The organism is Frigoribacterium sp. Leaf186, from assembly GCF_001423905.1.
Taxonomy (GTDB): Bacteria; Actinomycetota; Actinomycetes; order Actinomycetales; family Microbacteriaceae; genus Frigoribacterium.
This window is the reverse complement of record NZ_LMPQ01000012.1, coordinates 469,786-496,368: the sequence shown is the minus strand read 5'-3', so window position 1 is coordinate 496,368 and position 26,583 is coordinate 469,786. Positions and strand designations below refer to the sequence as shown.

The following is a 26,583-nucleotide window of genomic DNA, read 5'->3' as shown; positions in this document are numbered from 1 at the left end:
GGACGACGACGGTGCTGCGTGTTCACCCAGCGGCCGACCGTGCGGCGCACGACCTGGCTGAAGGCGTGCGTGTCGCGCGTGCCGTTCTCGGCCGCCTCGGTGAGCGCCGCGATGATCTTCGGCTTGACGTCGTCGAACACCCGCTCGTCTTCGGCGAAGCCACGCGACTGGATCTCGGGCCCGACGACGACGCGACCGGTGGACGCGTCCATCGCGATGAAGACCGAGATGAAGCCCTCTTCGCTCAGGATGCGCCGGTCCTTCAGGTCGGCGTCGGTGATCTCGCCCACGGTCGAGCCGTCGACGTAGACGTAACCGATGTCGAGCTGGCCGACGACCTTCGCGACACCGTCGCGGAGGTCGACGACGATGCCGTCCTCTCCGAGGATGGTGTTCTTCTGCGGCACGCCGGTCCGGACCGCGAGTGCGGCGTTCGCGTACAGGTGGCGGTGCTCGCCGTGGACGGGCATGACGTTCTTCGGCCGCAGGATGTTGTAGCAGTAGAGCAGCTCGCCGGCGGACGCGTGACCCGAGACGTGCACCTTGGCGTTGCCCTTGTGGACGACCTTCGCCCCGAGCTTCGTGAGGCCGTCGATGACGCGGTACACCGCGTTCTCGTTGCCGGGGATCAGGCTCGACGCGAGGATGATCGTGTCGTCCGCACCGATCTCGATCTGGTGCTCGAGGTTCGCCATGCGGGCCAGGACGGCCATGGGCTCACCCTGCGAGCCGGTGCTCATGTAGACGATGCGGTCGTCGGGGAGGTCCTTCGCCTTCTTGGCGTCGATGAGGACGCCGTCGGGCACCTTGAGGTAGCCCAGGTCGGCCGCGATGCCCATGTTGCGCACCATCGAACGGCCCATGAAGGCGACGCGACGGCCGTTGGCGTGTGCCGCGTCGAGCACCTGCTGGACGCGGTGCACGTGGCTGGAGAAGCTCGCGACGACCACGCGGCGGGGAGCCCTGCGGATCACGTCGTCGAGGACGGGCCCGATGTCACGCTCGAGCGCGGTGAACCCGGGCACGTCGGCGTTCGTCGAGTCGGGCAGGAACAGGTCGACGCCCTCTTCACCGAGGCGGGCGAACGCCCGGAGGTCGGTGATGCGGTCGTCGAGCGGCAGCTGGTCCATCTTGAAGTCGCCGGTGTGCAGCACGGTGCCCGCCGAGGTGCGGATGGCGACCGCCAGGGCGTCCGGGATGGAGTGGTTGACCGCGATGAACTCGAGGTCGTACGGCCCGAGCGACTCACGCCCGCCCTCTTTGACCGCGAGGGTGTAGGGCGTGATGCGGTGCTCCTTGAGCTTCGCCTCGATGAGGGCGAGCGTCAGCTGCGAACCGATCAGCGGGATGTCCTTGCGCAGGCGCAGCAGGTAGGGCACCGCGCCGATGTGGTCCTCGTGGCCGTGCGTGAGCACCACGGCGAGGATGTCGTCGAGGCGGTCACGGATGGGCGAGAAGTCCGGCAGGATCAGGTCGACGCCGGGCTGGTGCTCTTCGGGGAAGAGCACGCCGCAGTCGACGATCAGCAGCTTGCCGTCGATCTCGTAGACCGTCATGTTGCGGCCGATCTCGCCGAGCCCGCCGACGGGGATCACGCGGAGCGTGCCCTTGGCGAGTTCTCGGGGAGCGTGGATTGTCGTGGGCATCTGTTCCTTCGGTAGGGGTGGGGCTCGTGCCCCGGTGTGCGGGAGGACGGTGGGCCGACGTCGACGCCGGCGGGGATCAGCGGGTGGTGCCGTGCACCTTGGGCAGCGCACCGCCGGCCGCCGCGTTGCGGTCGGGCCGGAAGCGGCTGAGGTCGAGCCCGGGGATCGACCCGACGTGCGACAGCTCGTCCTCGATCAGGGCGGCCTCACTGTCTTCGGGGCCGACCAGGGGCAGCCGGACCCTCGGGCTCGAGATGCGCCCGAGGCCGTGCAGGATGTACTTGGCCGCGACGGTGCCGGGCACGTGGGTCATGACGGCGCGCACGAGGGGCTCGAGCATCTGGTGGGCCTCGGTGGCCGTGTGCAGGTCGCCTGCGTTCACGGCGTCGACGATGGTGCGGTAGGGCGTCGCGGCGATGTTCGCGGTGACGCCGATCAGGCCCGAGGCACCGATGGCGAGGTGCGGCAGCACGTTCGCGTCGTCGCCCGAGAAGTAGAGCAGGTCGGTCTGGTTGAGCACCCGGCTGACCTCGGCGAAATCGCCCTTGGCGTCCTTGACGGCCACGATGTTGGGGTGCTTGGCGGCCCGCAGCAGGGTCTCGTACCTGATCGGGATGCCGGTGCGGCCCGGGATGTCGTACAAGATGACCGGCAGGTCGGTCGCGTCGGCGATCATGCGGAAGTGCGTCAGCACCCCGGCCTGGGTGGGCTTGTTGTAGTACGGGGTGACGATCATGACGCCGTCGGCGCCGGCCTTCTCGCTGGCCTTGTAGAGCTGGATGGCGTGTGCGGTCTCGTTCGACCCGCCGCCCGTGATGATCTTGGCCCGCCCCGCGGCCACCGACTTGCCGACCTCGACCAGGCGCAGCTTCTCAGGGTCGGTCAGCGTGCTGGTCTCACCCGTCGTGCCCGTGACGACGATGCCGTCGGCCCCCGCGGTGATGCAGTCGTCGATGTGCTTCTCGACGGCGGGCCAGTCGACCTCGCCGTCGGCGGTGAACGGCGTCACGAGGGCGACGAGGACCTGACCGAAGGGGTTGTTGATGTTCGACACGCCCTCCAGCGTACTGTCTCGCGTCGGGGCCGCCTTCCCCCGTGCCGTGCCCGGCCTCCCGTCAGGAGGCGCGGGCCCGGTCTCCGGGACGGCCGTCAGGGAGCGACGCGCCCGTTCGCCCCGAACGCCGCGTAGGTGAGCGGCATGAGCTCGGCCCAGAGGTCTTCCATCTTCTCGGCGCACATCTCGATCTCGCGCTGCGGGAACGACGGGAAGTGGGTGCCCTCGCGCTTGGTGCGAAGGCTGAGGAAGTTCATCAGCGACCGCGCGTTCACGGTGACGTACATCGACGAGTAGATGTTGAGCGGGAGCACGATGCGGGCGACCTCGCGGGCGACGCCGGCGTCGAGCATGCGCTGGTAGGCCTCGAACGCCTGGGTCGAGGCGGCCCGGGTGGCCTCGTCGACGAGGGCGGACTGCTCGGGCGTGCCGGGCAGGAAGTCGTACGCACCGGGTTTGCCGACCTGCTGCAGGTTGCGCGTCGGGGCGGGCACGTAGAAGACCGGGTTGAGCTCGCGGTAGCGACCGCTCTCTTCGTTGTAGCTGGCCATCCGGTGACGCATGAACTCGCGGAAGACGAAGATCGGCGCCTGCACGTAGAAGGTCATCGAGTTGTGCTCGAAGGGCGACCCGTGACGGTCGCGCATCAGGTAGTTGATGAGCCCCGCACCCTTGGTCGCCTGGGCACCGTCGGCGGAGGCCTGTGCACCGTCGAGGGTCAGCTCGCCCATCGTCGACACGCGGGCGGCGAACAGCACGTCAGAGTCGTGGGCGCTCGAGCGCACCAGCTCGACGGTGACGTCGGAGCGGAACTCGGGGGTCTTGTCGGTGGGCACGGCGGAGGTGGCTTCGGTCTCGGGCACGGCGTCGACTCTACCTCTCGAGGCGGCGCCGAACCCTCCCTCGCGAGGAGCCGTCGACCGGGCCCGACGGCGAACGGCGGCCGCTCCCCCAGGGCCGCGGAATACGGTGTCCCCATGACCGACGCACTCACCGTCCTGATCTCCGGCGCCAGCGGCATGATCGGCTCCGAGCTGACCCGCCAACTGCGCGAGGCAGGGCACCGCCCGTTGTCGTTGGTGCGTCACGAACCCCGGGCCGAGGACGAGTTCACCTGGGTGCCGAGTGCCGGCATCGTCGACCACGACCTGATCGCCCGCGCGGACGCCGTCGTGAACCTGGCCGGCGCCTCCTTGGGTCGTCTGCCGTGGACGGCCGGGTACAAGCGCGACATCCTCGAGTCCCGCCTCGCCACGACGTCGACGCTCGTCGACGGCATGGCGGCCGCGTCGACGCCGCCGGCGACATTCCTCAGCGGCTCGGCCGTGGGCGTCTACGGCGACCGTCCGGGCGAACGCCTCACCGAGGCGAGCGGCCGCGGCGAGGGGTTCCTCAGCGACGTCGTCGTCGCCTGGGAGGCCGCCGCCGAGAAGGCTCCCGAGGGCACCCGCGTCGTCACGCTGCGCACGGGCATCGTGATCGGACCCGGTGGAGGCGCGCTCAAGCCCCTGCTGCCCCTCACGAAGCTGGGCCTCGGTTCTCGACTCGGTTCCGGTGACCAGTTCTGGCCCTGGATCAGCCTGCACGACGAGGCCGCCGCGATCGTCCACCTGCTGACGTCGTCGGTCGAGGGGCCCGTGAACCTGGTCGGTCCGACGCCAGCGACGAGCGACCTGATCACGCGGACCTTGGCCGCCGACCTGCACCGGCCGTACCTGCTCGGCGTGCCCGAGGCCGTCATCTCGACGGCCATGCAGGAGGCCGGGCGCGAGATGCTGCTGCCCAGCCAGCAGGTCGTGCCCGAGGTGCTCGAGCGCGACGGCTTCACGTTCCGGCACCGGACGGTCGAGCAGGCCCTGTCGGCCTTCGTCGACGCCCTCTGACCCGAGCGGCGTCCGCTCGAACGCCGCACCGACCCTCCGGGCTCAGCGGGTCGAGTCGCGCCTGAGGGCGATCGCCCATCGCAGGGCCTGCCGGGCGCGGCGACGGTCGCCGCACGCGTCGTAGGCCAACCCGAGCCGGAACCACGCCCGCCAGTCGTCGGGGGCGGCCTCGACGGCCTCTTTGTAGGCGGGGAAGGCAGCGTCGGCCGACTCACGCTCGTAGCGTCCGGAGGCGCGGCGCGGCAGGTCGTCGACCGGCAGCTCGCCCTCGGATGCGAGCTGGCGGACGATGGCCTGCGTGCGCAGGCCGAAGCGCAGCTCGACCACGAGGGCGAACAGCCCCAGCAGGGGCAGGACGAGCAGCGCGACCCCGAGCGCGATCGCCACCGGCTCGCCGGTCGACAGGAACAACACGGCGCGCTGGCCCACCAGCACCACGTAAAGCAACAGGAGCAGCGCCATCACCAGCGCGGCGGCACGACCCTTCACGAGTCGAGCGGCAGGACGGCGTCGAGCCCCACGACGACCCCGGTGACCCCCGGCGCGGCGGCGATGGCCACACGGAGGCCTTGTTCATAGGCGCGCTGCGAGAGCGTGTCGTGCGTGAGGGTGAGGGTCTCGCCCTCGCCGCCGAAGACCACCTCCTGCCGGGCGACGACGCCCCGGAGGCGCATGCTGTGGACGGGGACGCTCGCGACCTGCTGACCCCTGGCCCGCTGATCGGCGTGCGGCGCGGAGACGGGACCGAGGTCGCGCCGCGCCTCGGCGATCAGCTCGGCGGTGCGGACGGCCGTGCCCGAGGGCGAGTCGACCTTGCCCTGGTGGTGCGCCTCCACGATCTCGACGGATTCGTAGAAGCGTGCCGCGAGGGTCGCGAACCGCGTCGCGAGCACCGATCCGATCGAGAAGTTCGGAACGACGAGGACCCCGGGCCCCGCGGCGTCGGCGACGACCGTCGAGAGTCTCGCCAGCCTCTCGGCGTTGTAGCCCGACGTCCCGACGAGCACGGGGATGCCCGCTCGGACGACGTGCTCGACGATGCCCGGGCTGACCGCGGGGTGCGTGACGTCGACGACGAGGTCGGCACCGAGGACGTCGTCGAGGTCGTCGCGCGACGACAGGCCGGCGTGGACCTCGAGCCCCGGTGTGCGCTCGACGAGGTCGACGATGAACGAGCCGAGGGTGCCGGTGGCTCCCACCACGGCGATGCGCGAAGTCATGCGGTCCAACCTACCGGGGCCGACCGACGGGGACGCTGCGGGGGACGCTGCGGGGCACGCTGCGGGGCACGCTGCCTCGACCTAGCATGGTGGGCATGCCCCGGTTCCGTGAGACGAGCGTCTCCACCCCCGCTGCCGCTGCCCTCCTGACCGAGTACTTCACCGAACGCGAGACCACGTTCCCCTCGGCCCAGGGCACCTACACGACCACCCTGCCCGACGCTTCGGCCTTCGTGCCGCCGGCGGGCGCGTTCGTCGTCGTCGACCCGGCCGGAGGCGATCCGCTGGCGGACGACGAGGCCGAACCGGTGGCCTGCGGGGGCATCCGCCTGATCGCCCCGTCGGCGACCGGTGCCGTGCGGTACGAGGTCAAGCACCTCTACGTGCGCCCCGCGGGCCGGGGCCAGGGCCTGGGCCGCGCCCTGCTCGTCGAGCTCGAACGCCGGGCCGCCGCGTTCGGGGCGGACGAGATCGTGCTCGACACCAACGACAGCCTGGCGGCGGCCGGCGGGCTGTACCGCAGCGCGGGCTACGCGACCGTCAAGCCGTACAACGCGAATCCGAACGCCACCACCTGGTACGGCAAGTCCGTCGTGGGGCGCGCCACGTCCGACGCGCCCGGCGACGACGCCTAGGGCTCGAGCCGACCAGGGCGTCGCGTGCGAGCCACGGGGCCCCGGGCTCCCGCCGCTCAGCGCCGGCGGCCTGAGCGCCGAGGGGTCAGAAAGGCTGTTCGACCGGCAGCCCGGTGCGCAGCTCGACGGGCAGGTGGCCGAGGTCGTTGTGCGTCACGAGCTCGGGCGGCTTCGCCGACCGGACTCGGATGATGGTCAGCCCGGCGTTGGCCTGGTTGACGCCCATCCAGCGCCAGTCGGGGGCTCCGAAGACCTCTCGGACGAACCAGCCGATGACGAAGTTGTGCGTGATGAGCAGGTCGTGGCGGTCCTCGCGGGCCGGCGTGAGCCACTCGGCGACCGCGTCGGCCATCTGGGCCTGACCGGCCTCGATCTGCTCGTCGGTGACGCCTCCGAAGAACGGCTTGTAGGACGACGGCATGTCGGACGTCGGCCCGGACGGCACGCAGTCGAACAACAGGGTCGAGGGTTGCGACTCGAGGGCGGGCATGCGCTCGGTCATGATGGCAGCCGTCTCTTCCGCCCGTTCGAGCGGTGAGTGCCACGCCGCGTCGAACGGCACGCCGCCGAGTCGTTCGGCGAGGAGGCGCACCTGTCGTTTGCCACGCTCGCTGAGGGGGCCGTCGGGCAGACCGTGTTCGGCGTCCTGCTGTTCGCCGTGCCGGACGAGGTAGAGGTAGTGGGACACCGTCGTCTCCTGGTTCATCGTGTGGTGGCCCTCGACGTCGTCGTCGGGGCCGTGAAGGTGGACTCGTCGACCTCGCCGACCACGACGGTCGACAGCGGGCCGGAGAGGAGCTGGGTGGCCAACGACCGGACGTCGTCGGACGTGACCGCGTCGATCCGGTCGAGGGACGCGTCGAGGTCGACGAACTCGCCCGTCGAGATCTCGGCTCGTCCGAGGCGGTTCATGCGGGTGTCGCTGTCCTCGAGGGCCAGGGCGGCTGCTCCACCCAGCTGCCCGAGGGCGCGTCGACGCTCGTCGTCGGTGATGCCGTCGGCGGCGAGGCCGGAGAGTTCGTCGAGCATCAGTCGCGCGACGTCGCCGGCGTTCGCCGGGGTGCACCCGGCATAGAGGCCGAACAGGCCTGCGTCCGAGTAGCTGGGCGCGAACGAGTAGACCGAGTAGGCGAGGCCGCGTCGTTCGCGGATCTCTTGGAACAGGCGGGACGACATGCCCCCGCCGAGCACCGAGTTCAGGACGGCCAGGGCAGGTCGGCGGTCGTCGCCCACCGAGATCCCCGGCAGCCCGAGCAGCACGGTCGCCTGTTCGAGAGGGCGGCGGACGACCTGCACCGGTTCGCCTGCCACGAGGTCGACGGGAGAGTCGTCACGCCGAGGCACCGGCGAGCCGGCGTCGTCGGGCCAGCCGGCACGATCGAGTGCGGCCGTCAACCGGTCGAGGGCTCGGTCGTGGTCGACGGCACCGGCGATCGACACGACGAGGTCTCGGGGGCGGTAGTTCGCCCGGTAGTGCCGGTCGACGTCGTCGCGGGCCGCAGCCCGGATGCTCTCGGGAGAACCACCGATCGGCCGTCCGAGCGGGTGGTCCCCGAAGACGGACTCGAACAACCGCTCGCCGGCCATGTCGGCCGGGTCGTCCTCGGCCATGGCCAGCTCTTCGAGGATCACGCCGCGCTCGGTCTCGAACTCGACCGGGTCGAGCGTCGACGACGTCACCATGTCGGTGAGCACGTCGATCGCGTCGTCGAGGTCGACGTCCCGCACGCGGGCGTAGTAGCAGGTGTACTCCTTCGCCGTCGCGGCGTTGTGCTCGCCGCCCACCGACTCGAACGAGACGGCGATGTCGAGTGCGGACCGGGTCGGGGTCCCCTTGAACAGGAGGTGTTCGAGGAAGTGCGTCGACCCCCGGTCGGCCTCGGACTCGTCGCGCGACCCGACGGCGACCCAGAGGCCGATGGTGGTGCTGCGGGCGCCCGGCATGCGCTCGCTGAGGACGCGGACGCCGGAGGGCAGCACGCTGCGCCTCACGAGCGCGTCGCCCGTGGCGCGGAAGGAGATCTCGACCTCGTCGAGGGGGAAGGAGACAGGGCCGTTCATCAGGTCGAGCCTAGGCGACCACGCCTGCAGTCGTCCGAGAGCCGCTCGGAGCGGCTGACACCCGAACTGGGGGACGCTCATGAGGACAAACAGACGACTCTGTTTGTCCTCACCGGTGTTAGAGTCGTGTCACCGACGACGACCCCACCCCTGATGGCCGTCGTCGGCGGCTGGTCGGACGTCTCGAGGTCCGGAGCGCGCGTCCCCCACGCGGCTTCAAGCCGAGACGTCCCAAGGAGCCACGCTGTGACGGTCGATTCCCCCCAACCGGCCGTCCAGCGTCTCCCTGGCCGCCCCCGCGCCGACTCCCCCGTCCCCGGTGCCCGTGCACGCGTCCTCACGACCGCCGGGCGGCTCTTCTACGACGAGGGCGTCCGGGTCGTGGGCGTCGACCGCCTCATCGCCGAGTCCTCGGTGACCAAGGCGACGTTCTACAAGCACTTCGGTGCCAAAGACACGCTCGTGCTCGAGTACCTCGCCGCTCGACACGATCTCGAGGCGGCCGAGCTGACCTCTCTGATCGACTCCCACGGTGGCGGGCGCGCCACCCTCGAGGCCTATCTCGAGGCCGTCGTCGCGCGCCTCCAGACGGTGTCGTTCCGCGGCTCGGCGTTCGCCAACGCGGCGTCGGAGTTCAGCGATCCGACCCACCCCGTGCGTCTCGCCATCGCGGAGCACCGCGAGTGGCTGACGTCCGAGATGGTCTCCCTCTTCAAGGGCGCGGGGCACCCCATGCCGGGCGACGCCGCCGACGACCTCGTCCTGGCTCTCGACGGCGCCCAGGCAGGCGCTTACGCCGGTGACGCCATCGCCGCCTCTGCCGCGCTCCGCCGCTCGGCCGAGCGACTCCTCGAGGCCTAGCCACACGACCCGGTCGCCTTCGTCACCTGCAGGCGCGCATCAGGCCAGCAGCCCTGTCACACCCGGCCGTCGCCTGCCGGACCTGCACACCTGACACGTGCCACGTCAGGGGCAGGCGCCGTCGATGCCTCGTCGGGCCGAGACCTGCGTCAGGCCGAGGCCCGGTCGAGGTCGAGCACCTGGTTGCGCGTCAGCTGCACCCGCGCGGCCTGCGCCAGCTCGTAGACCTGCTTGGCGTTCGTGGCACTCGCCACGGGTGCCACGACGTTGGGCTTGGCGAGGAGCCAGGCGACGGCGATGGCCGCGCTCGAGACCTCGTGGACCGAGGCGATGCGGTCGAGCTCGTGCACGACCTTGAGGCCACGCTTCGACAGGTACTTGGCCAGGACCCGACGTCGCGGGCTGTGGGCGAAGTCGGAACGCGAGCGGTACTTGCCCGTCAGGAAGCCGCTGGCGAGGGCGAACCGCGGCATGACGGCCAGTCGCTGCTGCGCGGCCACGTGCGCGAGGCCCTTCTCGTACTCGGACCGGTCGAGGAGGTTGTACTGGTTCTGCAGGGCGACCATCGGCGCGATGCCGAGCATGCCCGCAGCGATGCGCGCCTCGTAGAGACGGTTGCCGGAGTGGTGCGACCCACCGAACCATCGGACCTTGCCCACCCGGATGAGGTGGTCGACGGCCAGCAACGTGCGCTCGAAGGCCACGTCGGTGTCGTCGACGTGGAGGTACAAGAGGTCGATTCGGTCGGTGCCGAGCCGCTCGAGCGACGCCTCGACGGCCCGCTCGATCGCCCGGGGGGTCAGCCCGGGATTGTCGGCGCTCTTGCCGACCTTGGTCGAGACGACCATGTCGTCGCGCGATCGACGGGAGCGCATCCACGACCCGATCATGATCTCGCTGCGCCCACCGGCGTAGGAGTCGGCCGTGTCGACGAAGTTGCCGCCGAGGTCGAAATACGCGTCGAGGACGGAGGTCGTCTCGGCCTGGTCCGCCGTCCAACCGAACACGTTTCCCCCGAGAGCCAGGGGGAACACCTTGAGATCGGAGACGCCGAGGCGGCGCCGGGGCTGGATGATGCCGAGGTCGACGGGCACGGTCGACAGGGCGATCGAGGTGCGTGCCGCCCTGCTCGCGGCGAAGTCGGACGTGGCAGACCGCGCGAGCTCCGCAGTCGTCTCGGTCACGCCGTCCCCTTCTCGTCGCGAACCCCCGATGCAACTCTGTGCGATCGCATGGGGTATGGTTCGCCCTCCGCGATCAAGAATACGACCACGTGCCCTGTTTCCGTCGCTGGCGCACCCAATCGTTACGCCGTGTCGCCGCGCCGGTCCGGGGGACGCGACCCGCGCCTCCTCGGCCACGACGTCGCGCGTGCCTCGCCCGCTCTTCCGCCGCTGTCGGCACCTCAGGAGAACGACGGCCCGACGGGGCCCTGGGAGGCGCAGCACAGCTGAACTCCTGAGTTGCCGACCCTGCGGGGCAGCGTGCCGGTTGGGCGGGCAACTCAGGAGAACGACGCGCTTGGGGACGCGAGGGAGGCGCGAGGCGGCCGATCTCCTGAGTTGCCGACCCTGCGGGGCGGACGGAACCCGAAGAGCGGGTAACTCAGGGAGACGACGCGCTTGGGGACGCGAGGGAGGCGCGGGGCGGCCGATCTCCTGAGTTGCCGACCCGGCCGGACAGTACGTAGGCAGGGCGGCGTGCCGGCAGGGCGAGCGGGTAACTCAGGTAGACGACGCGCTGCAGGGCGCGAGGGAGGCGCGAGGCGGCCGATCTCCTGAGTTGCCGACCCGGCGGGGCCCCGTGCCGGCCGGGCGACTCAGGTGGGCGATGCGCGGCAGGGCGTCCGGAACACGGCGGAGGAGACGACGGCGGGCGGAGGGACGGCGAAGGGCCCACCCCGACCGAGGTCGGGGCGGGCCCTTCGTGACGTGCTGACTACGCGTCGACGGACTCGTCGGTCGACTCTTCGGTCGCTCCGCTCGAGTCGGTGTCGGCCTCGTCGGCCACGACCGGAGCGAGCGACAGCTTGCCGCGGTCGTCGATCTTGGTGATCTCGACGAGGATCTTCTGGCCGACGCCGAGGACGTCCTCGACGTTCTCGACCCGCTTGCCACCGGCGAGCTTGCGGACCTCGCTGATGTGCAGCAGGCCGTCCTTGCCGGGGAGGAGCGAGACGAACGCACCGAACGACGCGATCTTGACGACCGTTCCGAGGAACTGCTCGCCGATCTCGGGGTTGGTCGGGTTGGCGATCGCGTTGACCTGCGCGCGGGCGGCCTCGGCCGAGGGGCCGTCGACGGCGCCGATGTAGACGGTGCCGTCTTCTTCGATGCTGATGTCGGCGCCGGTCTCGTCCTGGATCGCGTTGATCGTCTTGCCCTTGGGGCCGATCAGCTCACCGATCTTGTCTTGCGGGATCTGGACCGAGATCACGCGGGGCGCGGTCGGGGCCATCTCGTCGGGGGCGTCGATGGCCGAGTTGAGCACGCCGAGGATCGCGGTGCGCGCCTCTTTCGCCTGCTTCAGGGCTGCGTCGAGCACGGCGGTCGGCAGACCGTCGAGCTTGGTGTCGAGCTGGATCGCCGTGACGAACTCGCTCGTGCCCGCGACCTTGAAGTCCATGTCGCCCAGGGCGTCTTCGGCACCGAGGATGTCGGTCAGGGCCGCGTAGCGGGTCTGGCCGTCGACCGTGTCCGAGACGAGGCCCATGGCGATGCCGGCGACGGGGGCCTTGAGGGGCACACCGGCGTTCAGCAGCGACAGGGTCGAGGCGCAGACCGAACCCATCGAGGTCGAGCCGTTCGACCCGAGGGCCTCGGACACCTGACGGATGGCGTAGGGGAACTCGTCGCGGCTGGGCAGCACCGGCACGAGGGCGCGCTCGGCGAGGAAGCCGTGCCCGATCTCGCGACGCTTCGGCGAACCGACGCGGCCGGTCTCACCGGTCGAGTAGGGCGGGAAGTTGTAGTGGTGCAGGTAGCGCTTCTTGGTGACCGGGCTCAGCGAGTCGATCTGCTGCTCCATCTTGAGCATGTTCAGCGTGGTGACGCCCATGATCTGGGTCTCACCGCGCTGGAAGATGGCCGAGCCGTGCACGCGCGGGATGACCTGCACCTCGGCGTCGAGCGGACGGATGTCGGCCAGGCCGCGACCGTCCATGCGGATCTGCTCCGTGAGGATGCGGTCGCGGACGACCTTCTTCGTCGCCGACTTGTAGGCGGCACCGACCTGGCCGAGGGCCGTGTCGGGCAGCTCGCCCGCGTCGACCTTGGCGGCGACGGCGTCCTTGACGCGCGACTTGAGGGCGTCGTCGGCGTCCTGGCGTTCGATCTTGCCGGCGATCTTGTAGACCTCGGCGAGCTCGGTGCCGGCTGCGGCCGTGACGGCCTCGAGCACCTCGTCGGTGTAGGGCAGGAAGACCGGGTAGTCCGCGATCTCCTTCGACGCCTGCGCGGCCATCGCGGCCTGCGCGTCGACGAGCTGCTTCAGGAAGGGCTTGGCGGCCTCGAGGCCCTGGGCCACGATCGCCTCGTCGGGCTTGGTGGCGCCACCCTGGATGAGACCCCAGGCGTGCTCGGTGGCCTCGGCCTCGACCATCATGATCGCGACGTCCTCGTTGCCGGCGGCGTCGGTGACGACACGGCCCGCGACGGTGAGGTCGAACACGGCGTCGGCCAGCTGGCTGGCCTTGGGGAACGCGACCCACTGGTCACCGATCAGCGCGAGGCGGACGCCGGCGATCGGGCCGGAGAACGGCAGGCCCGAGATCTGGGTGGAGGCGCTGGCCGCGTTGATGGCCAGGGCGTCGTAGAACTCGTCGGGAGCGATGCTCAGCACCGTGATGACGACCTGGACCTCGTTGCGCAGGCCCTCGACGAACGAGGGACGCAGGGGCCGGTCGATGAGGCGGCAGACGAGGATGGCCTCGGTCGAGGGACGACCCTCACGACGGAAGAACGAGCCGGGGATCTTGCCCGCGGCGTACGAGCGCTCTTCGACGTCGATGGTGAGCGGGAAGAAGTCGAAGTTGTCCTTCGGCTTCTTGCTGGCGCTCGTGGCCGACAAGAGCATGGTGTCTTCGTCGAGGTAGGCAGCGACGGCTCCCTGAGCCTGCTGGGCGAGACGACCGGTCTCGAATCGGATGGTGCGCTTGCCGAACTTGCCGTTGTCGAGGACGGCTTCGCCGAACTTGATCTCTGGACCCTCCATGTGGGGGCTACTCCTCTTTGTTTTGCATCGAGGCCCCGTGTGGGCATCGATGTGTACCGGGAGCGGGCGGCGTGGACGGCATGACGACATGCACGTGCATCAACGCGACGGAGGCGGTGGCACGTCTGGCCAACAGTAGAAACGGTCGGACCCCGCACCCGACCCGAACGCTCGGCGTCGGTCGGGGCATTCCGCCTGTCACCACCGGTGACCAGCAGCCGTACCGGCCTGCTCCGAGCGCGATCCTAGCACCCGCACCCTCCGGCGCACGGGTGCGCCCGACGGGTGTCGCCCGGACGGGGAGGCGCGGTGCGGGGAGGACGGCGTTAGGGTCGTTCACATGCGTGCTCACGACAGGTCCGGCCGTGGTCGTGGCGCGAGCCGCCTCGCGGTGGCGACCGGCGCTTCCTCGGCCCTCGTGCTGGCGCTGCTCGTGGCACCGACGGCCGCGTCGGCGGCGGGGTACCCGACCTGGGCCCAGGTCGAGGCCGCGAAGGGGAACGCCGCGGCGACCGAGGCGCAGGTCGACCTGATCGACGCGTCGCTCGACAGCCTCGAGAAAGCCGCGTCCGACCGCAGCGACGAGGCCGTGTCGGCCGACCAGGCGAACCTGACGGCGCAGGCCGAGCTCGCCGCGGCCTCGCAGCGGGCCGACGAGCTGTCCGCCGACGCCGAACGGGCCCGCGCGGGCGCCGACACCGCGCAGCGGGAGGCCGGCCAACTCGCGGGCAGCCTGTTCCGGACGGGTGGCGCGAGCACGATGGGCACCGACCTCTTCACCTCACCCGACCCGGGGGCCGCGCTCTACCAGCTCGGGTCGCTCACGCAGCTCGGCGACCGCTGGCAGACGGTGTTGGCCGACGCCACGACGGCGAGCAACACGGTGTCGTCGCTCCGCGACCAGGCGGCCACCGCGGCCGAGCGGCGGGACGCGCTCGCCCGCGACGCCCAGGAGACGGCCGACCAGGCGTCGGCCGCGCAGGCGGACGCCGACGCCGAGGTCGCCAGCGCGACGCAGCGCTCGTCCGACCTCTACGCCCAGCTCGCCGCGCTCAAGGACTCGACCGCCGAGCTCGAGCAGCAGTACCGGACGGGCGTCGCGGCCGAGCAGGCGTTCGCCGCCCAGCAGGCGGCGGCTCAGGCACAGGCGGCGGCCGCCGCGAAGGCGCCGTCGGGCTCGTCCGGCGCGTCAGGATCGTCGGGCGGCGGCGGCTCGTCGGGCGGCGGCGGATCGTCCGGGGGCGCGACTCCCGGGTCGGGTGGCGGCTCGGGCGGGGGCGGCACGACTCCCCCGACGGGTGCGGTCAACGACCCGGCCGGCGCGAGGGCCTACGCCGCGACCAAGGTCGGCACCGGCGCCGAGTACACCTGCCTCGTGCAGCTCTGGAACAAGGAGTCGGGCTGGCGCACGAACGCCAGCAACCCTTCGAGCGGTGCCTACGGCATCCCCCAGTCGCTGCCCGGCAACAAGATGGCCTCGTTCGGGCTCGACTGGCAGACGAACTACCGCACCCAGGTGAACTGGGGAATCTCGTACATCCAGAGCAGCTACGGCACGATGTGCTCCGCCTGGGCGCACTCGGTCGCGCACAACTGGTACTGAGGGCCGTCGGGCAGGTCGGGCCGGGCAGGTCGGGCGTCCTGGTCGGGCCGCGGCGCTGTCCGATGATCCCCCGCCCGGCGAACGACCTCGCCGCGGACGTGAGAACGGCCCCCTCGGCGTGCAGCCGGAGCTGCGTGCCGAGGGGGCCGTCGTCGAGACGCCAGGAGCGCGAGGACTAGCGGCGCAGGCCCAGGCGGCCGATCAGCGTGCGGTAACGCTCGATGTCGACCTTCGACAGGTAGCCGAGCAGGCGACGGCGCTGGCCGACGAGCAGCAGCAGGCCACGACGCGAGTGGTGGTCGTGCTTGTGCTCTTTGAGGTGCTCGGTCAGGTCGAGGATGCGCTGCGTCATCACGGCGATCTGGACCTCGGGGGATCCGGTGTCGCCGGGGTGGGTCGCGTATTCTTCGATGATCCGGGTCTTGACGTCAGGTGCGAGTGCCATGGATGGATCCCCTTTCAGTTCGTTGCGCGGTGCTCGTCACCGGATGTGCGAGCTCTCTTTCTCCGCGGCCGTTCAGACGGCAACCTGAGGAGCCTACCAGACGGGCGACGCCGACCCCTGTCGTGGCCGGCTCCGACCGCGACGCCGTCGGGGCAGCGCGAGGCCGACGAACGCCGCGCCGATCGCGGCCCCGAGGGTGTTCATCACGAGGTCCTGAGGGTCGGAGAAGCGCGTCGCCGACAGGTACGTCGCCTGGTACGTCTCGATGCCGACCGTGGCCGCGAAGCCCACGATGATTCCGACCCACCAGAACCGCTTGGGCAGCAGCAGCGCGGGGAACATGCCCATCGGCACGAACATCGCGACGTTCGCCGCCGCCTCGACCCGCGCGAAGGTGATCCACGAGGTCTCGTCGTGCCGGGCGAAGAGGTCGAGGGCCCGCCAGAGCAGGGCGCCCGTGTCGGCGTCGTAGACGCTCGGGCGCAGGGTCATCCACGCGACCCCGGCGAGGTAGACGAGGGTGAGCAGGAGGAGGACGGCGCGACGCATCCGTCCATGGTGCGGCACGGGTGCGTGGGAGGACGCCCGGAACGCCCGAAGATCAACCCAGAGGACGACCCGCCCCGCGAGCGGGCGCCGATGACCCGGGGAGGCGCGGTGTCGGACCGCGCGCACCGCGCCTCCTAGGCTCGTCGGGTGGACGCACTCACCGACCTCTGGGCCCGGATCAGCCAGCTCGCCGCTCGCCTGCCCGGTTCGTGGCTGCTCGCGAGCGTCGCCGCGGGCCTGCTGCTCGTGCTGCTGCCCGGCACCTGGCACACGGTGCGGCACGCCGTCACCGTCGTGCACGAGGGCGGGCACGGGCTCGCGGCCGTGCTGACCGGCCGAAAGCTGACGGGCATCCGACTGCACTCGGACACCTCGGGGCTGACGGTGTCGAAGGGGCCGCGCACCGGGCCCGGCATGATCGTCACGCTGCTGGCCGGCTACACGGCACCGGCTATCGCGGCGCTGGGCGCGGCCTGGCTGCTCTCGGCGGGTTACGCCGCGGGGCTGCTCTGGGCGCTGCTGCTGCTGCTCGCGCTGATGCTCGTGCAGATCCGCAACTGGTTCGGCCTCTGGGTGGTGCTGCTCGGCGCCGCCCTGGTGGTCGCCGTGACGTTCTTCGCGTCGCCGACCTGGCAGGCGGTGTTCGGACTGATCGTGACGTCGGTGCTCGGGTTCGGGGCGCTCCGCGCGTCGCTCGAGCTGCAGCGGAGCCGGCGACGGTCGCGCTCGACCGCCTCGGACGCCGACCAGCTCGCCGGACTCACGCACGTGCCGGGCGTGGTGTGGGTCGGGGTGTTCGTGCTCGTCGCCCTCGCCTGCCTGCTCGGCGGTGCCGGGCTGCTCTTCCCCGGGGCGCTCGAGGCCGCTCGCTCGTTCGCCTGAGGCCGGCCGAGCCCGGCGTCAGGCGGGGGCGGACGAGAGGGCGTGGACGGGTACGTGGCCCTCGAGGCGGGCGCGCCCGTCGAGGCCGTCGAGCTCGAGCAGCACGGCGACGCCGGCCACGACGTAGCCGGCGCGTTCGAGCAGGGTGATCGTCGCCTCGACGGTGCCGCCGGTGGCCAGGACGTCGTCGACGATCAGGACGCTCGACCCCGCGGGGATCTGGTTCGGACGCAGCTCGAGGGTGGCCTCGCCGTACTCGAGGGCGTAGCTCTCGCTGAGCACCTCGCCGGGCAGCTTGCCGGCCTTCCGCACCGTGAGCACGCCGACGCCCTGCTCGATCGCGATGGCGCCCGCCAGCGCGAAGCCCCGAGCCTCGATGCCGGCCACCGCGACGAAGCCGCCGTCGAACGGCTCGGACAGCGCCGTCGTGACGGTCGCGAAGGCGTCGGCGTCGGAGAAGAGCGGAGTGACGTCGCGGAAGAGGATGCCGGGTTTCGGGAAGTCGGGGACGACGGCGATCTTGCTGTCGACGAACGAGGAGGCGTCGGTGACGGTCATGACGTCAACGGTAGTCGGGCGGGCGACGGCCACCGCCCCTCGTGGCGTCGGTCGCCCGGGGCACGACGCACGACCGACCGGTACGTCACGATCGTGTGAACGGTCGGGCCGATGTCGGAGGCCCGTGCGAGAGTGCACGCATGACCCGGTTCATCGTCCCGCCGTACCTGCTCGCCCACCTCGCCGAGGCCGACTCGCCCCGCCTGCATCGAGCGCCGCAGGCCGCGCGCAACGGCCTGCTCGCGATGCGGGACGTCGACCGCAACGCGACTCCCCCGGTGGTGCAGGGGGCGCTCGGCGGTGAGGCGGTGCTCGAGCGCACGATCTTCGACGCCCGGGGCACCGAAGACCTGCCCGGCGTCCGCGTGCGGGGCGAGGGCGAGCCGGCCACCGACGACGTCGCCGCCACCGAGGCCTACGACGCGCTCGGGGCCACCTACGCCCTGTTCCGCGAGGTCTACGGGCGGTCGTCGAGCGACGGCGCCGGGTTGCCGCTCGACGCCACCGTGCACTACGGGCAGGACTACGACAACGCCTTCTGGAACGGCGAACGCATGGTCTTCGGCGACGGCGACGGCGAGGTGTTCGAACGGTTCACGGCGTCCGTCAGCGTCATCGGTCACGAGCTGACCCACGGCGTGACGCAGTACACCGCGAACCTCACCTACCAGGGGCAGTCGGGTGCGCTCAACGAGTCGGTCAGCGACGTGTTCGGCGCCCTCGTCGAGCAGCACCTGTTCGGCCAGACCGCCGACCGGGCGACCTGGTTGATCGGCGAGGGGCTCTTCACCCCCGAGGTGCAGGGCAGGGCCCTCCGGTCGATGAAGGCCCCGGGCACGGCGTACGACGACGACGTCCTCGGCAAGGACCCCCAGCCCGGCCACCTCGACGACTACGTCGAGACGACCGACGACAACGGCGGCGTGCACCTCAACTCGGGCATCCCCAACCGGGCCTTCTACCTCGTGGCCGAGGCGCTCGGCGGCGAGGCCTGGGTGCGGGCCGGGCAGATCTGGTACGACACGCTGACCGGCGGGGCGCTGCCGACCGAGGCCACCTTCGCGCAGTTCGCGGCGGCGACCGTCGAGGCGGCCACGACACGGTACGGGGCGGAGTCCGACGAGGCCCGGGCGACGTCGGCCGGCTGGCAGGGCGTCGGGGTCACGCCCGCCGCCTGAGGCAGGCCGGCGGCGGACCCCGCTGCCGCGGACGCGGCCGGGGTAGCATCGCGCCCATGAAGGTCACCGTCTCGCGCTCCGGGGGTTTCGCCGGCCTCACCCGCAGCTGGTCGGTCGACGTCGACGCCGAGCCCGACACCGAGTCGTGGCTCGTCCTGATCGACCGGCTGCCCTGGTCTCAGGCCCCCCGCGCGGCCCAGGCGGTGCAGCCCGACCGCTTCGTCTGGGTGATCACGGCCGAGACCCGCCCGACGCGCAAGGCCAAGCTGCCCGAGCAACAGGTCACCGGGCCGTGGCGTGAGCTGGTCGACCGCGTCCGCACGACCTCCGAGGCCGAGACCGGGGCGGCACGATGAGCGACCGCACCCGGCGCCCCCGGCGGCGGCTCTCGGGCGAGGTGCTGGCCGGGCTGCTCGCCCTCGTCGTCCTCGTGGCGGGCAGCGTCGGCGTGGCCGTGGTGCAGGGCGGCAACCCACAGAACGTCCGCGGGGCCGTGACCGCGCCTCCGTGGGGTCGACCCGCGACCGACCAGCTCGAGACCCGGGCGGCCGCCGCCGGCCTCGAGAACGTGTGGGGCCAGGACCTCGCGATGCACGTGCACGCCCACCTCTCGATCACGGTCGACGGGCAAGCGGTCACCGTGCCGGGCGACATCGGTCACGACTCCGACGAGAAGTTCGCTGCCGAGATCCACACGCACGACACGAGCGGCATCGTGCACGTCGAGTCCCCCACCCGCGAGACGTTCGTGCTCGGCCAGCTGTTCACCGAGTGGGACGTCGCGCTCGACGGACGGGGCGTCGGCTCGCTCGGGCACGACGACGGCCTCGAGCTGCACACCTTCGTCGGCGGCAGCCCCTACACCTCCGACCCGGCCGGCATCCCGCTGCGGGACTTCGAGCGCATCGACCTCGTCCTGGCACCGGTGGGCGAGACAGTCACCGCGCCCGCCGCCTTCGCCTGGCCACCCGACTACCGCTGAGCCGGCCCGGACGCCCGGTACCGGACCGGTACCGGACGACCCCGACACCGGCGACCCGAGCTGGCCCGCGGCCACCGGCCCCGCCGGCGCGACCTACGAGACGATCGTGAGGCGCTGCGTGGGCCGGGTCATGGCCACGTAGAGGCTGGCGTTGCCGCGCCGGGTCGCCTGCCGGACCCGCTCGGGGTCGACCACGACGACCGAGTCGAACTCGAGGCCCTTCGACGTCGCGGGGCTGAGCACCGAGATCGGCTTCGTCAGCGACGCCGACCCGGGCGCCACCAGCCCGGCGAACTCGGCCGAGAGGGCCTCGACCAGGGCCGTGACGGCCTGCTCGGGCGCGATGACGGCGAGCGTGCCGTCGGCGTCGATCGCCCGGTCGGCCCGGACGGCGTCGACGGTGGCGCGGACGAAGTCGTCTTTCGAGGAGGCGCCGGTCACCTCGCGCACCGGCCACTCGCTCGAGCGCACCGACCGGCTCGGGGTGATCCGTAGCCCGCTCGCCGTCGCGACGTCTTCGGCGTAGGCCACGATCTGCGCGGGCGTGCGGTAGTTGACCGTGAGTTCTTCGAGCCGCCAGGGTGCCGACGTGCCCTGCGCCGCGCCTCCTCGACGCCGCCCGAGGAGGGCCTGGAGGGCGCGGTCCCACGACGTCGCGGCCGCCGGGCTCGAGGCCTGGGCGATGTCGCCGACGACCGTGAACGACCGCAGGGGGCAACGGCGTGAGAGCAGGCGCCACTGCATCGGCGACAGCTCTTGCGCCTCGTCGACCACGACGTGGCCGAAGGCCCAGGTGCGGTCGCCGGAGGCGCGCTCGGCGGTGGTCATCGACGCCGCCCGCTCGGCGAACCCGCCGGCGATCTGCTCGGCGCTGACCATGCCCTCGACGCCCATGTTCTCGATGGCCCGCTCGGCGTTCTCGATGTCGCGCTTGCGCTGTGCCTTGCGCGCCAGGCGCTCGGGGTCGACGCCGGCCTGGAACTCGCCGAGCAGTTCGGCGGCCTCGTCGAGCAGCGGCACGTCGGAGACCGTGAAGCCCGCCCCGCGCCCGCGTCGCAGCAGGGCGCGCTGCTCGGGCGTCCACCGCGGGGTGATCGAGGCCAGCCAGTTCGGTCGGGCGTAGAGGTCTTCGACGAGCTTCTCGGCGCTGAGCGGCAACCACGCGGTGTTGAGCAGGACGCGGACGTCGTGCGACTGCCGGATGTCTTCGCGCAGCACGGCCTCGTCGGACTCGTCGACGGTCGTGCCGTGCTCGCGCATCTGGTCGACGAGCTGGCGGGTCAGGGCCGACAGGGCGGCCTTGTTGAAGGTGACGCGGGCGACGTTGTGCGGCTTGCCCCGTTCTTGGGCCTTGCGCATCGCCTCGCCGACGAGCTCGGGACGCACGACCAGTCGCTCGCCGTTGATGTCGATCGTCGTCGGCTCGCTCGGGCGGATCTGACGCGACCGGACGGCCCGCCGCATCAGCTCGGCCATCTCGGCCGAGCCCTTGAGCGCGGCGACCTCGGGCGCGTCGTCGGTCTGGGCCTCGACGCCGGGGTAGAGCCCGCCGAGGCTCGACAGCACGACGCCGCTCTCGCCGAGGGACGGCAGCACCTGTTCGATGTACCGCAGGAACGACCGCGACGGCCCGACGACCAGGACGCCCGACCCCTTCAGCCGGTCGCGGTGCGAGTAGAGCAGGTAGGCGGCGCGGTGCAGGGCCACCGCCGTCTTGCCCGTGCCGGGGCCGCCCTGGACGACGAGCACGCCGTCGAGCTGCGAGCGGATGATGCGGTCCTGTTCGCCCTGGATCGTGGCGACGATGTCGGTCATGCGACCCGTGCGCTGTGCCGTCAGGGCCGCCATCAGCGCGCCCTCGCCCTGCAGCTGGACGTCGTCACGGTCGAGCAGGTCGGGGTCGAACACCTCGTCTTCGAGACGGGTGACGGTGCGGCCCTCGAGCGTCAGGTGGCGCCGGGCCCTCGCCCCCATGGGCGTGGCCGCGGTCGCCTGGTAGAAGGCGCTCGCCCCGGGCACGCGCCAGTCGAGCAGGATCGGGTGGTGCGACTCGTCGCGCAGGCCGATGCGGCCGATGTAGCGGTACCGGCCGCCCTCGCCCGGCTCGGCCGGACGGTCGACGTCGCCGGTCTGGCCGAGCAGGTCGGGCGTCTCGAGCTCGAGCCGCCCGAAGGCCAGCCGCTCGTCGACCGAGCCGAGCTGGACGATCGTGTCTTCGTAGAGGCGCGCGTAGGCGTCGCGCTCGCTGCGGCTCTGGTGGTTGCCACCGACGGTCTCGCGGCGGGTGCGCTCGAGACGGACGCGGGCGTCGGCCTTCAGCTCGTCGAGGCGGTCGTAGAGGGTGCCCACGTAGGCGCGTTCGCGGTCGATCTCGGATGACAACAGGTGTACGTACCCTTCGGGAAAAGTCGGCACGCCAGTCTAGCTTCCGACCACCGACAGCGAGCCCCGTCCGAGGCGCCGGGACGGCGCCGGGACGACGGAGGCGCGCGCGTCCTCGACGGGACGCGCGCGCCTCCTGCAGGTCGCGGGGACTAACCGGTCAGAACTCTTCGTGGGTGAGCGGGTCGCCGTCCCAGAGGCGGCCGCGCTCGAGGCCGCTGAGCGACTCGACCTCGTCGGGCGTGAGCTCGAAGTCGAAGACGTCGAGGTTCTCGCGCTGCCGACCGGGGTCGGCCGACTTCGGCACGGGGACGGCTCCGAGCTGCACGTGCCAGCGGAGGACGACCTGCGTGGGCGTCTTGCCGTGGGCCCGCGCGATCTCGGTGACCCGCGCCTCCTGGAGCAGTTCGCTCTGCTTGGCGAGGGGGCTCCAGCTCTCGGTGACGACGCCCATGCTCTCGTGCACGGCACGCAGCTCGGCCTGCGGGAAGTACGGGTGCAGCTCGACCTGGTTGACGGCGGGCACCACGCCCGTCTCGTCGGCGACGCGCTGCAGGTGTTCAGCCGTGAAGTTCGAGACGCCGATCGAGCCGACGAGGCCGTCTTCTTGCAGACGCACGAACGCCTTGAACGTGTCGACGAACTTGTCGATGCGCGGCAGCGGCCAGTGGATCAGGTAGAGGTCGACGAAGTCGAGTCCGAGGTTCGCACGACTCTCGTCGAAGCTCGCCAGGGTCTCGTCGTAGCCGTGGTGCCGGCCGGGCAGCTTCGTCGTGACGACGAGTTCGTCACGGGGCACGTCGCTCTGACGGACCGCCTCGCCGACGGCCGCCTCGTTGCCGTAGTTCAGCGCCGTGTCGAGCAGGCGGTAGCCCGACGAGATCGCCTGGACGACCTGCGTCGTGCCCTCGTCGCCGTTCAGCCCGTAGGTGCCGAGGCCGAGCTGGGGCAGCGTGCGGCCGTCGTTGAGGCCGACCGAGGGGGCGACCGTCATCAGCTGACGCCGAGCAGGTCGATGACGAAGATCAGCGTCTTGCCCGAGAGGGGGTGCCCGCCGCCGGCGGGACCGTAGGCCAGGTGCGGCGGCACGACGAGCTCGCGGCGTCCGCCGACCTTCATGCCGGGGATGCCCTCCTGCCAGCCACGGACGAGGGCCTGCAGCGGGAAGTTGATGGGCTCGCCGCGGCTCCACGACGAGTCGAACTCCTCGCCGGAGTCGTGCTCGACGCCGAGGTAGTGGACGTTGACGGTCGAGCCCGACTGCGCCTCGTCACCGTCACCGACGGTGACGTCGGTGATCTGCAGCTCGGTGGGTGCGGGGCCCGTCGGGGCGTCGATCTCGGGCTTGGTCTGGGGGTCGTGAGTCATGCCGGCCATCCAACCACCGACGCGGCGAGGGGGCGGGCCGGCTGCTCGCGTCCTCCCTGCGAGGCTCGAGGAGCCGACCCGACATCCGCACCGAGATGACGTCATCGATGCGAACACATGGACGCTACTCCGACCGACCCCTCGCACCAAATCGGCCGACGGTGGCGACACCTGGACCTGCGGCCCCGAGCCCGGGGCACCGGGCCTGCGGATCGTTGCACGATCGGCAAGAATGGCAGCTTGACCACCACCCCGCCCCCGCCCCCGTCGTCGCCACGCCCCGTCGCGCCCGTCCGACGCCCGCTCTTCGTCGACGTCACGCCGCTCCGCACGAGCCCCGCCTTCGCCCGGCTGTTCGCGGGCAGCGCCGTCAGCGGCATCGGCACGCAGCTCACGCTCGTGGCCGTCGGCCTCGAGATCTTCGAGATCACCCGGTCGACCTTCGCCGTCGCCCTGGTCGGCGTCGTCTCGCTCGTGCCGATGATCCTCGCGGGGCTCTACGGCGGCATGCTCGCCGACGCGTTCGACCGGCGGAAGGTCGCACTCGTGGCCGCCGTCTTCGCCTGGCTCTCGACGGCGGCCATCGCGTTGCACGCCTACCTCGGCCTGCACGAGGTGTGGCTGCTGTACCTGCTGACGACCGTGAACGCCGTCGCGGGGACGATGATCGCGACCTCTCGCGCCTCGATCGTGCCGCGCCTCCTGCCCCGGGAACTGCTGCCGGCCGCCTCGGCCCTCAGCGGCATCAGCATGGGGCTGATGCTGACGGTCGGGCCGGCCCTGGCCGGCGTCCTGGTCGCGAGCGTGGGGTTCCCGCTGACCTACACCGTCGACGTCGTGCTGTTCTCGACGGCGTTCCTCGGCATCGTCACGCTGCCGCCGATCCGGCCCGAGGGCGAGACCCAGCGCCCCGGCCTCGAGTCGCTGCGCTTCGGCCTGGCGTTCTTGAAGCGGTCGCCCAACATCCGCACGACCTTCGTGATGGACGTCGTGGCCATGACCTTCGGCATGCCCCGGGTGCTCTACCCGGTGGTCGGCACCCTCGTGATCGGAGGAGGCGCGGTGACGGTCGGCGTGCTCTCCGCCTCTTTCGCGGTGGGAGCCCTGCTCAGCAGCGTCTTCTCGGGACGCCTCGGCCACGTGCGCCGGCAGGGCGTCGCCGTGCGGTGGGCCATCACCGCGTACGGGGTCTGCATCGCGGCCTTCGGCGTCGTGCTGCTCGTCACGCCGGCCCACGGGGGCAGCGTCACGGCCGGCCTCGACCAGGCCAACCTGGTGGCACTCGGCGGCGCGGCACTCGCCCTCGCGGGCGCGGGCGCGAGCGACAACGTCAGCTCGATCTTCCGCTCGACCATCTTGCAGTCGGCCGCGCCGGACGCCATGCGCGGACGCCTGCAGGGCATCTTCATCGTCGTCGTCACCGGCGGCCCGCGCGTCGGCGACCTGTTCGTCGGGCTGGTCGCCGGCATCGCCGTGTTCTGGCCGCCCCTGCTCGGCGGGCTGCTCGTCGTCGCCCTGGTCGCCCTCGTCGCGCGGCTCACGCCCGCGTTCGGTCGTTACGACGCCGAGGCGCCGACGCCCTGAGTCGCGGCGTGCGTCACCACCCGGGCCCGGACTGCGGCGACCCGGGGTGGGGCGGCACCCGCGGCGGCACCTGGGGAGGCCAGCCCGGGTGCTGCGGGTAGCCGACGAACGCCGCGGGCGGCGCCTGCAAGGCCAGGCGGCTGACGGTGAGCGCGTCGAGCAGCTCGGCCTCGTCGCGCTGCACGGCCGCGTCGAGGGCACGTCGACCCTTGACCAGGCGTTGGCGGGTGAAGGCCAGCCTCGTCGCGTTCGAGATGAAGACCTTCATCGCGGGCCGGATGCCCCGGGTCGCCGCCCACGACCGCGCCCGGCGGCGGCCGGCGCTCGACGACAGCATGCCGACCTCGTCGGCGCTGAACCAGCCCACGGCCGCGTACTCGGCGAGCCGGTCGTGGGTCACGCGCCGCTCGTTGCGCCGCAGGAACACCACGAGCAGCACCATCGCCACGAAGATCGGCACCTGCACCAGCAGGTAGTAGGCGAAGAAGCCGTCCCCGACCACGTAGAGCGCGCCGTTCCAGAGCGCATGCAGGCCCGCCGCGGGCACGAGGCCGACGAAGAACCAGCCGATCGCGCCGTAGGGGCCGGTCCGTCGGGCCGCCAGGCCGAGGGCGAAGCCCGTGCAGGCCGTGTACATCACGTGGGCGAAGGGCGACATCAGGGCCCGCACGAAGAAGACGTAGGCCAGGCCCCGGCTGCCGGTCGCTAAGTCCTCGCCGACCTGCAGCGCGAAGTACTGGATGTTCTCGACGAACGCGAAGCCCGCCGCGACCGTCGCCGCGTAGACGATGCCGTCGACCGGTCCGTCGAAGTGGCGCCGGAAGATCCACAGCACGAGCAGGACGCCGAGCCCCTTCGCGCCCTCCTCGACCAGTGGCGCCTGGACCACCGCCCCGAGCACGTCCTCGAGCCCGCTCGACCGGACGCCGAGCGCCGCCCGGGCCGTCGTCAGGGCCACGTCGACGATCAGGGCGGTGCCGACGGCGACGGCCGCACCCCAGAGGAACGCGAAGAGCAGCGCCACGCGCGGCTCGGGCTCCCACCGGTCGACCAGCCAGATGCCGACCAGCACGATCGCGAGCGGCACGAAGGCGAGCAGGCTGCCGGCGAGGAGCACCGCGGGCTGGACGAAGATCAAGAAGTAGAGGCCCACGGCCACCGCGAACGTGCCGATCACGGTGAATCCCACGGCGAGCGCGACGGCACTCTCGACCCGACGCCTCGGGGCCGGTTGCGCGAAGACGGGTTGGACGGGGTACCAGACCGGTTCGGGGTTCGCGACCGGGCCGAGCACGGGACGGGCGAGACCGGTGGGCTGACCGGGCGCGGCGCCGGTGGGGACGGCGTAGGGCGTCAGAGGGCGTCCGTACGCGTCGTGCCCGACGCCCCGGGAGTCGGACCAGGTCATGCCCCGACCCTACGGGCTGAGGGCGGGGTCGGCGCGGCCCCGTGGGCGGGACGCCGCGGGCCGCGTCCGGGG

At 71.7% G+C, this 26,583-nt stretch carries 25 protein-coding genes; 9 read left to right on the top strand and 16 right to left on the bottom strand.

Features of this window, described 5'->3' with window-relative positions; all coding sequences use genetic code 11:
* The 3 genes from ASG05_RS15405 to thyX all read right to left on the bottom strand — a co-directional run.
* Window positions 1-1,646 (bottom strand): ribonuclease J (locus ASG05_RS15405; RefSeq protein ID WP_157490276.1); only part of this gene is annotated, 1,646 nt, incomplete at its 3' end.
* A gap of 76 nt (window positions 1,647-1,722) precedes the next feature.
* Window positions 1,723-2,700 (bottom strand): 4-hydroxy-tetrahydrodipicolinate synthase, encoded by a 978-nt coding sequence (gene dapA / locus ASG05_RS15400; RefSeq protein ID WP_056262844.1) that lies wholly within the window; start codon window positions 2,698-2,700, stop codon window positions 1,723-1,725.
* Between the two features lie 95 nt (window positions 2,701-2,795).
* A complete protein-coding gene (thyX, locus tag ASG05_RS15395) occupies window positions 2,796-3,563 on the bottom strand; it encodes an FAD-dependent thymidylate synthase (RefSeq protein WP_056262840.1) in 768 nt (255 codons plus the stop codon).
* A 114-nt stretch (window positions 3,564-3,677) separates the two neighbouring features.
* Between thyX and ASG05_RS15390 the strand changes: the two genes are divergently transcribed.
* On the top strand, window positions 3,678-4,583 hold the full coding sequence (locus ASG05_RS15390) for a TIGR01777 family oxidoreductase (protein WP_056262836.1): 906 nt from the start codon (window positions 3,678-3,680) through the stop codon (window positions 4,581-4,583).
* 42 nt (window positions 4,584-4,625) lie between these two features.
* Here ASG05_RS15390 and ASG05_RS16510 read toward each other — a convergent pair whose 3' ends face one another.
* Both ASG05_RS16510 and dapB read right to left on the bottom strand, forming a co-directional pair.
* Entirely contained in the window at window positions 4,626-5,045 is a 420-nt protein-coding gene (locus tag ASG05_RS16510) for a tetratricopeptide repeat protein (protein ID WP_056263235.1), read from the bottom strand.
* Window positions 5,046-5,068: 23 nt separating this feature from the next.
* Window positions 5,069-5,803, bottom strand: a complete 735-nt coding sequence (gene dapB / locus ASG05_RS15380; RefSeq protein WP_056262831.1) for a 4-hydroxy-tetrahydrodipicolinate reductase — start codon at window positions 5,801-5,803, stop codon at window positions 5,069-5,071.
* 95 nt (window positions 5,804-5,898) lie between these two features.
* Between dapB and ASG05_RS15375 the strand changes: the two genes are divergently transcribed.
* A complete protein-coding gene (locus tag ASG05_RS15375) occupies window positions 5,899-6,438 on the top strand; it encodes a GNAT family N-acetyltransferase (protein ID WP_056263230.1) in 540 nt (179 codons plus the stop codon).
* 85 nt (window positions 6,439-6,523) lie between these two features.
* Here ASG05_RS15375 and ASG05_RS15370 read toward each other — a convergent pair whose 3' ends face one another.
* A complete protein-coding gene (locus ASG05_RS15370) occupies window positions 6,524-7,126 on the bottom strand; it encodes a histidine phosphatase family protein (RefSeq protein WP_054147267.1) in 603 nt (200 codons plus the stop codon).
* A gap of 14 nt (window positions 7,127-7,140) precedes the next feature.
* Entirely contained in the window at window positions 7,141-8,499 is a 1,359-nt protein-coding gene (locus ASG05_RS15365; protein WP_056262828.1) for a pitrilysin family protein, read from the bottom strand.
* Between the two features lie 246 nt (window positions 8,500-8,745).
* Between ASG05_RS15365 and ASG05_RS15360 the strand changes: the two genes are divergently transcribed.
* Entirely contained in the window at window positions 8,746-9,360 is a 615-nt protein-coding gene (locus ASG05_RS15360; protein WP_056262825.1) for a TetR/AcrR family transcriptional regulator, read from the top strand.
* A gap of 149 nt (window positions 9,361-9,509) precedes the next feature.
* Here the strand turns inward: ASG05_RS15360 and ASG05_RS15355 are convergent, their stop codons facing one another.
* Both ASG05_RS15355 and ASG05_RS15350 read right to left on the bottom strand, forming a co-directional pair.
* Window positions 9,510-10,544 (bottom strand): aldo/keto reductase, encoded by a 1,035-nt coding sequence (locus ASG05_RS15355; protein ID WP_235491543.1) that lies wholly within the window; start codon window positions 10,542-10,544, stop codon window positions 9,510-9,512.
* Between the two features lie 754 nt (window positions 10,545-11,298).
* Window positions 11,299-13,572 carry a polyribonucleotide nucleotidyltransferase gene (locus ASG05_RS15350; protein ID WP_056262821.1) on the bottom strand — a complete coding sequence of 758 codons (2,274 nt, stop codon included), beginning with the start codon at window positions 13,570-13,572 and terminating at the stop codon, window positions 11,299-11,301.
* Window positions 13,573-13,912: 340 nt separating this feature from the next.
* On the opposite strand from ASG05_RS15350, the gene ASG05_RS15345 reads away from it, so the two are divergent.
* Window positions 13,913-15,175 carry a hypothetical protein gene (locus ASG05_RS15345; RefSeq protein WP_157490266.1) on the top strand — a complete coding sequence of 421 codons (1,263 nt, stop codon included), beginning with the start codon at window positions 13,913-13,915 and terminating at the stop codon, window positions 15,173-15,175.
* 175 nt (window positions 15,176-15,350) lie between these two features.
* Here the strand turns inward: ASG05_RS15345 and rpsO are convergent, their stop codons facing one another.
* On the bottom strand, window positions 15,351-15,620 hold the full coding sequence (rpsO, locus tag ASG05_RS15340) for a 30S ribosomal protein S15 (RefSeq protein ID WP_056262814.1): 270 nt from the start codon (window positions 15,618-15,620) through the stop codon (window positions 15,351-15,353).
* Between the two features lie 93 nt (window positions 15,621-15,713).
* Window positions 15,714-16,169, bottom strand: coding sequence for a VanZ family protein (locus ASG05_RS15335; protein ID WP_056262811.1), 456 nt, complete (start codon window positions 16,167-16,169; stop codon window positions 15,714-15,716).
* Between the two features lie 147 nt (window positions 16,170-16,316).
* On the opposite strand from ASG05_RS15335, the gene ASG05_RS15330 reads away from it, so the two are divergent.
* Window positions 16,317-17,051, top strand: coding sequence for a M50 family metallopeptidase (locus ASG05_RS15330; protein WP_056262808.1), 735 nt, complete (start codon window positions 16,317-16,319; stop codon window positions 17,049-17,051).
* Window positions 17,052-17,069: 18 nt separating this feature from the next.
* On the opposite strand, the gene ASG05_RS15325 is transcribed toward ASG05_RS15330, so the two are convergent.
* Window positions 17,070-17,609 (bottom strand): adenine phosphoribosyltransferase, encoded by a 540-nt coding sequence (locus ASG05_RS15325; RefSeq protein ID WP_056262805.1) that lies wholly within the window; start codon window positions 17,607-17,609, stop codon window positions 17,070-17,072.
* A 140-nt stretch (window positions 17,610-17,749) separates the two neighbouring features.
* Between ASG05_RS15325 and ASG05_RS15320 the strand changes: the two genes are divergently transcribed.
* The 3 genes from ASG05_RS15320 to ASG05_RS15310 are packed head-to-tail and all read left to right on the top strand — an operon-like array spanning window position 17,750 to window position 19,769.
* Window positions 17,750-18,787: a M4 family metallopeptidase gene (locus ASG05_RS15320; RefSeq protein WP_056262802.1), complete on the top strand. Its 1,038-nt coding sequence runs from the start codon at window positions 17,750-17,752 to the stop codon at window positions 18,785-18,787.
* A 56-nt stretch (window positions 18,788-18,843) separates the two neighbouring features.
* A complete protein-coding gene (locus ASG05_RS15315; protein ID WP_056262799.1) occupies window positions 18,844-19,143 on the top strand; it encodes a protealysin inhibitor emfourin in 300 nt (99 codons plus the stop codon).
* Entirely contained in the window at window positions 19,140-19,769 is a 630-nt protein-coding gene (locus ASG05_RS15310; RefSeq protein ID WP_056262796.1) for a hypothetical protein, read from the top strand. The genes ASG05_RS15315 and ASG05_RS15310 overlap by 4 nt, the downstream gene beginning before the upstream one ends.
* Before the next feature lie 93 nt (window positions 19,770-19,862).
* On the opposite strand, the gene ASG05_RS15305 is transcribed toward ASG05_RS15310, so the two are convergent.
* From ASG05_RS15305 to ASG05_RS15295, 3 genes are all read right to left on the bottom strand, one after another.
* The gene (locus tag ASG05_RS15305; RefSeq protein WP_082486880.1) at window positions 19,863-22,154 is read right to left on the bottom strand and encodes a UvrD-helicase domain-containing protein; all 2,292 of its coding nucleotides are present in this window, start codon (window positions 22,152-22,154) and stop codon (window positions 19,863-19,865) included.
* Between the two features lie 157 nt (window positions 22,155-22,311).
* On the bottom strand, window positions 22,312-23,145 hold the full coding sequence (locus ASG05_RS15300; protein ID WP_056262790.1) for an aldo/keto reductase: 834 nt from the start codon (window positions 23,143-23,145) through the stop codon (window positions 22,312-22,314).
* Window positions 23,145-23,519 carry an FKBP-type peptidyl-prolyl cis-trans isomerase gene (locus ASG05_RS15295; protein ID WP_056263224.1) on the bottom strand — a complete coding sequence of 125 codons (375 nt, stop codon included), beginning with the start codon at window positions 23,517-23,519 and terminating at the stop codon, window positions 23,145-23,147. Before ASG05_RS15295 ends, ASG05_RS15300 begins: the two co-directional genes overlap by 1 nt.
* A gap of 240 nt (window positions 23,520-23,759) precedes the next feature.
* On the opposite strand from ASG05_RS15295, the gene ASG05_RS15290 reads away from it, so the two are divergent.
* Window positions 23,760-25,103 (top strand): MFS transporter, encoded by a 1,344-nt coding sequence (locus ASG05_RS15290; protein ID WP_235491542.1) that lies wholly within the window; start codon window positions 23,760-23,762, stop codon window positions 25,101-25,103.
* Between the two features lie 13 nt (window positions 25,104-25,116).
* Here ASG05_RS15290 and ASG05_RS15285 read toward each other — a convergent pair whose 3' ends face one another.
* Entirely contained in the window at window positions 25,117-26,511 is a 1,395-nt protein-coding gene (locus tag ASG05_RS15285; protein ID WP_056262787.1) for a PrsW family intramembrane metalloprotease, read from the bottom strand.
* Window positions 26,512-26,583 lie beyond the last annotated feature (72 nt).

Excerpts from the sequence above, each read along its gene's own strand:
- ASG05_RS15390 (WP_056262836.1), top strand. The coding sequence starts at position 3,678 with ATGACCGACGCACTCACCGTCCTGATCTCCGGCGCCAGCGGCATGATC.
- ASG05_RS16510 (WP_056263235.1), bottom strand. The coding sequence starts at position 5,045 with ATGGCGCTGCTCCTGTTGCTTTACGTGGTGCTGGTGGGCCAGCGCGCC.
- dapB (WP_056262831.1), bottom strand. The coding sequence starts at position 5,803 with ATGACTTCGCGCATCGCCGTGGTGGGAGCCACCGGCACCCTCGGCTCG.
- ASG05_RS15375 (WP_056263230.1), top strand. The coding sequence starts at position 5,899 with ATGCCCCGGTTCCGTGAGACGAGCGTCTCCACCCCCGCTGCCGCTGCC.
- ASG05_RS15365 (WP_056262828.1), bottom strand. The coding sequence starts at position 8,499 with ATGAACGGCCCTGTCTCCTTCCCCCTCGACGAGGTCGAGATCTCCTTC.
- ASG05_RS15350 (WP_056262821.1), bottom strand. The coding sequence starts at position 13,572 with ATGGAGGGTCCAGAGATCAAGTTCGGCGAAGCCGTCCTCGACAACGGC.
- ASG05_RS15345 (WP_157490266.1), top strand. The coding sequence starts at position 13,913 with ATGCGTGCTCACGACAGGTCCGGCCGTGGTCGTGGCGCGAGCCGCCTC.
- rpsO (WP_056262814.1), bottom strand. The coding sequence starts at position 15,620 with ATGGCACTCGCACCTGACGTCAAGACCCGGATCATCGAAGAATACGCG.
- ASG05_RS15335 (WP_056262811.1), bottom strand. The coding sequence starts at position 16,169 with ATGCGTCGCGCCGTCCTCCTCCTGCTCACCCTCGTCTACCTCGCCGGG.
- ASG05_RS15325 (WP_056262805.1), bottom strand. The coding sequence starts at position 17,609 with ATGACCGTCACCGACGCCTCCTCGTTCGTCGACAGCAAGATCGCCGTC.
- ASG05_RS15320 (WP_056262802.1), top strand. The coding sequence starts at position 17,750 with ATGACCCGGTTCATCGTCCCGCCGTACCTGCTCGCCCACCTCGCCGAG.
- ASG05_RS15315 (WP_056262799.1), top strand. The coding sequence starts at position 18,844 with ATGAAGGTCACCGTCTCGCGCTCCGGGGGTTTCGCCGGCCTCACCCGC.
- ASG05_RS15310 (WP_056262796.1), top strand. The coding sequence starts at position 19,140 with ATGAGCGACCGCACCCGGCGCCCCCGGCGGCGGCTCTCGGGCGAGGTG.
- ASG05_RS15300 (WP_056262790.1), bottom strand. The coding sequence starts at position 23,145 with ATGACGGTCGCCCCCTCGGTCGGCCTCAACGACGGCCGCACGCTGCCC.
- ASG05_RS15295 (WP_056263224.1), bottom strand. The coding sequence starts at position 23,519 with ATGACTCACGACCCCCAGACCAAGCCCGAGATCGACGCCCCGACGGGC.
- ASG05_RS15285 (WP_056262787.1), bottom strand. The coding sequence starts at position 26,511 with ATGACCTGGTCCGACTCCCGGGGCGTCGGGCACGACGCGTACGGACGC.